This is a genomic window from Chitinophaga sp. (genome assembly GCF_036569125.1).
In the GTDB taxonomy this organism is placed as follows: domain Bacteria; phylum Bacteroidota; class Bacteroidia; order Chitinophagales; family Chitinophagaceae; genus Chitinophaga.
On sequence record NZ_DATCRF010000041.1, the window covers coordinates 1 to 4,768 of the forward strand.

Genomic DNA, 4,768 nt, shown 5'->3' on the forward strand with positions numbered 1-4,768 from the left:
ATTTATTGACAGCATGGATATGGGCTATGGGCCTATGACGGAAGGTCCGGGATGCAGCTGGTATTGCGGAGGGCTGATGTATAAGGTCACGGCTGATGAAAGCCTGAAAGATCAGGGGAATATCAGCTATAAACCGGATAATGTCCATGACTTTAACCTTTTTACCGCCTGGGTGCCGGATACTACCAACGGCGTCATTGGAAAGAAGGTGAGTTTTCATTTTGAACCTCTTTCACCCAGGGTGAATAAAATATACATCTATAATGGCTATATTAAAAATTACGACCTGTTTAAAGCAAATGCAAGGGTAAAAACGTTCAGGCTGTATATAAACAATGCTCCTTACGCCATCCTGGAATTAAGTGATACAACTGCCCAGCAGTCTTTTAAAATTGAGCCGGTAAGATCTACTATTAAGAATAAGCGGTTGTGGACCTGTTAAAGCAGCTATTCATGAAAGGGCTGAGAAAGTTGGAGTTGGGTTTGGTGCGAATGTGAATAGTCATTAAGCCAGCTGTCCGCAACCGGACAGTCATCGTTCAAATACGGACGGATAAAAGAAAACAAAAGTGTGCTGGCGGGCCATATATAATATTTTGAATAGATGGCAGCATTCTTGGGGAGATCGGATCATGCTGGGAAATTACTTCAAAATCATTCTGCGTAATCTGAAACGCAGAAAGGTCTATACCCTGATCAATATCTTGGGTCTTACCTTGGGATTTGCATCTGCTATTCTTATCTTCAGCTTTGTAAAATACCATCTTAGCTTTGATACCTTCCATTCAAAAAAGGACCGGGTTTACCGCATTGTAACCGAGGATCATATGGAAAAGGTATTCTACTATCCCGGTACCCCACCACCAGTAGGAAAGGCTTTTCGCAACGACTATTCCTTTGCAGAAAAGGTAGCCAGGGTGTACGTCATGGAAGAACCCCAGATCTCTCTTCCTTTTTTAAAAGGAGATCAAAAATTCCAGGAAGAAGGATTAGCATTTGCCGAACCCGGATTTTTTGATATCCTGGACTTTCCATTAGTAAAAGGAGACAAGAAAACCGCCCTCACAGAGCCCAATACAGCCCTGGTGACTAAACGGATAGCAGAAAAATATTTCGTGGACCAGGATCCTGTGGGCAAGATGATCCGCCTGGAGAACCGGCTGGATTTCCGGATCACTGGTGTTTTGGCTAACCTGCCTGAAAATACGGACCGGAAGGAAGAGATCTATCTCTCCTTCGTTAATCTGAAGGACTATAACCCCTGGGCTGGCGGTGATGATGGCTGGGGAGGTGTTGGCTCATCATTCCAATGTTTCCTTCTGTTGAAACCAGGCGTTTTGCCTTCCGCAGTCAATAAGGTGTTTCCGGCATTTTCCAGGAAGTATTACCAGGGTGATTATGCTACGGAATGGCAGTTCAGGCTTCAGGCGCTGTCGGATATTCATTTCAATCCGGATTTTGAGGGCAAGATGTCAAAGCGGAATCTTTGGACATTGTCGCTTATCGGAATTTGCCTCATCATTACAGCTTCCGTGAATTTCATTAACCTGGCTACCGCTCAGGCATTGAGCCGCGCCAAGGAGGTGGGCATACGAAAAGCCCTGGGTGGCTTTCGCACACAGCTTTTTTGGCAATTCATCGCCGAAACCGCACTAATAGCCTTTACGGCCATGGTCCTGGCATTTGTGTTGATCCGCCTGGCCCTGCCTCTACTTAGTCAGCTGTTTGATGTGCCGGTCAGCATCAATTTTTTCCGGGACATATACCTGCTTATTTTCTTGCCGTTGTTGCTGGTATTGGTGATCTTTCTTTCAGGGGCTTATCCGGGTCTTATCATAGCAGGGGTCCAGCCCGTACAGGCGCTAAAGGGAGAACTGTCTCAAAAACATGTAGGAGGGTTTTCCCTGAGAAGAGGGCTGGTGGTCACCCAGTTTGTTATTTCACAGCTGCTCATTATCAGTACCCTGGTTATTGTATATCAAATGCGTTACGTGAACCATGCAAACATAGGCTTTCAGAAAGATGCTATTATCATGCTGCGCCTTCCCACCAAGGAAAGATCGAAGGTAAGTACACTTCGCTCTGAGCTTTCCAGGCTCACAGCGGTAGAAAAGCTTACCTTCTGCAATACAGCGCCCATAGGTTCCGGTGGCGGCCGTGAAATCGTATATGACGCACGCACTAAAAAAGAAAACTATGATGTGATTTTCAAGGCAGGAGATGACCAGTATCTTTCCACATTCGGATTACAGCTGCTGGCAGGGCGTAATCTCTATCCTTCTGATACCATCCGGGAATATCTCGTCAACGAAACCCTGGTAAAAAAGTTGGGGGTTTCTAATAAGGAGGTAATTGGTAAAAATGCCATGATCAACGACATAAATGGTACGATCGTGGGCGTTATAAAGGACTTTCACAATGAATCCTTCCACAAGTCCATTGGTCCGCTTTGCATCACCACCAAGAGTAATAATTACTATAACTGTGCGGTAAAGATCAGTATTGCCAACCTGCAACCCACACTAAGGGCTTTACAAAAGACCTGGGAGCAGGTATATCCAGATCATATTTATAAGTACGAATTTTTAGATGAAAGTATTGCCCGGTTCTATAAGCAGGATCAAAGGATCCAGCAACTGATCCAGACCTTTACGGCAGTAGCTATTCTTATAGCCTGCCTGGGCTTATATGGACTGGTATCGTTCATGGCTGCACGGAAAACCAAGGAAGTGGGTGTGCGCAAAATATTGGGAGCCAGTGTACAGAACATCCTATGGCTGTTTGGGAAAGAATTTATCCGCCTGGTGCTCATCGCTTTTGCGATTGCCGCTCCGCTTGGCTGGTGGGCAATGAATAAATGGCTGGATACTTTTGTATACCGCATCAGTCTTGGAGCAGGCATTTTCATTCTTGCTGTTTTCATTTCCCTGCTGATAGCCTGTTTAACAGTAGGCTACAGCTCTATAAAGGCAGCGTTAATGAATCCTGTGAGATCATTGAGATCGGAGTGATGAGGAAGATCCTGTCTTTATCATTGCATGTAATGCAGGTGCTGACCTATTCTTTCGTCAGCGTATCCACTAATTTCAATGCCTCATTCTGGTTATGAATATATCCTTTCAGCGGTTTTGCTGATGGAAGATTATCCCGCTGGTATGTTTCCATTACCTGCAAAGTTTTTACGACCTTCAACACAGTATACAGATCTGCCAGTGTCAGGTTTTTTGTTTCTATCGCTTTTAGCAATTCGTTGTGACCGGCGGTTAATCCCTGATACTTTTTCAGGCTACCGGCCACCAGCACCTTTATTTTGTCCCTTAGAACGGAATCTTTTATTCCTTCAACATGCTGGTCGGCCGCATTGTAATAGATCTCGTTCTTATCATTGAACCTGTTAAACACCTTAACCGAATCATGCCGGCCGGTCCGCAGAGCTTTCAGCTTATCTTCCAATGACTTCAGATCGGAGTTCTTGCAAATCAGCTCATCATACAAGGATTCAACCAGGTCGCCCCCTCTTCCTTTTGAAATGATATCATAAGCAGCGCTATTATCGTCCAAAGCTTTAGGCGTTGCCGCTTGCTGGTGCTGCTGTTGTTGCTGCGCCGGCCGGACCGGCCGGTCACAGGAAGCAATTGCAAGTATTAAAAACGTTGATAGAATGATGGATGTTCTCATAAGGTTATACTTCGTTGGCTGTTTTATTTTTTATACTTTTCTGTCCTGTGCAATAGCTGTAGTGAATGATGGGCTTAACAATTGTGGGCCCGGGGGTAAAATTGTACTCAATTACGCTTATACGTCCCCAGCATCCTGTCCCAGATGCTCGTATAAAATCCGAAATTATATTCTACCTCCCGGTGATGATTATGATGAAACGTAGAAGTTCCCAAATACTTCATCACCGCCGTATTCCGCAGTTTTTCCGGCAGCGGCTCCAGTCCCAGGTGCCCCGCCAATCCAAAAATAACATTCACTGCCAGGTAAATAGCGATCGCATAAATATTAAAAGGGAATAGTATCAGCAAGCATACCCACAGGCTGCCAAATGCGATGGTTTCCACCGGGTGCAGCACAAACAGGTCGATAGGTGAGGGATCTACTGATTCATGATGCAAATGATGCACCGCTTTGAACAAAAACGTTTTATGAATAAGATAGTGAAATACAAACATCAGCAGGTCCATCGCAAAAAATAACAGCAGGAAATGGGTAGCGATCTGCCAGGATTCCTCCATCGTGATCCTGATAACATTCTTCTCCCACAGCCAATACCCCGCATAGGTAACCACGGTGTTCAGCACATTGGTAAGCGCACAGTACCACCAGTCACGGGCGGTAATGGTGCTTTCCATTACACCGGACCTTTTCAGCACTACGTTACCAATAAGTAGCGCCAGGAAAGTGATCAGCACATTCTCCGCCAGGAAAACCGCCCAGCGCGCAGGTACAGAGAGATGTAACAGGTATTCGAGAATAACGGGCATAACTACCCGAAATTATATATTTCTTTACAATTTATATATTATTTTTAAGTTTAAAATGTTTCTGATAGCTCAAAACCTGATGCTCATGCGAACGTCTAAAAATCAAGATCTTATCCAACCTCATTACATGGGGCTTTGTGGGGCGCTGACCGGTTCTTCCGCCAGGCATAGCCGTGAAAAATAAACTGCCCAAGCAAAAATGCTTAGGCAGGGCATATTCCCTTTTTTAAAACATTACACCCCATTATCCGGCGCCGGAATATCAAACCCATTTAAGATCA

4 protein-coding genes are annotated in these 4,768 nt (G+C 44.9%); 2 read left to right on the forward strand and 2 right to left on the reverse strand.

Features of this window, described 5'->3' with window-relative positions:
- On the forward strand, nt 1-442 hold a 442-nt coding region (locus VIM87_RS01345; RefSeq protein ID WP_331995229.1), incomplete at its 5' end, for an NADase-type glycan-binding domain-containing protein.
- Nucleotides 443-632: 190 nt separating this feature from the next.
- On the forward strand, nt 633-3,011 hold the full coding sequence (locus VIM87_RS01350) for an ABC transporter permease (protein WP_331995230.1): 2,379 nt from the start codon (nt 633-635) through the stop codon (nt 3,009-3,011).
- A gap of 46 nt (nt 3,012-3,057) precedes the next feature.
- Here VIM87_RS01350 and VIM87_RS01355 read toward each other — a convergent pair whose 3' ends face one another.
- Nucleotides 3,058-3,678, reverse strand: a complete 621-nt coding sequence (locus VIM87_RS01355; protein WP_331995231.1) for a hypothetical protein — start codon at nt 3,676-3,678, stop codon at nt 3,058-3,060.
- 107 nt (nt 3,679-3,785) lie between these two features.
- Nucleotides 3,786-4,487 (reverse strand): sterol desaturase family protein, encoded by a 702-nt coding sequence (locus VIM87_RS01360; protein WP_331995232.1) that lies wholly within the window; start codon nt 4,485-4,487, stop codon nt 3,786-3,788.
- Between the last annotated feature and the right edge of the window lie 281 nt (nt 4,488-4,768).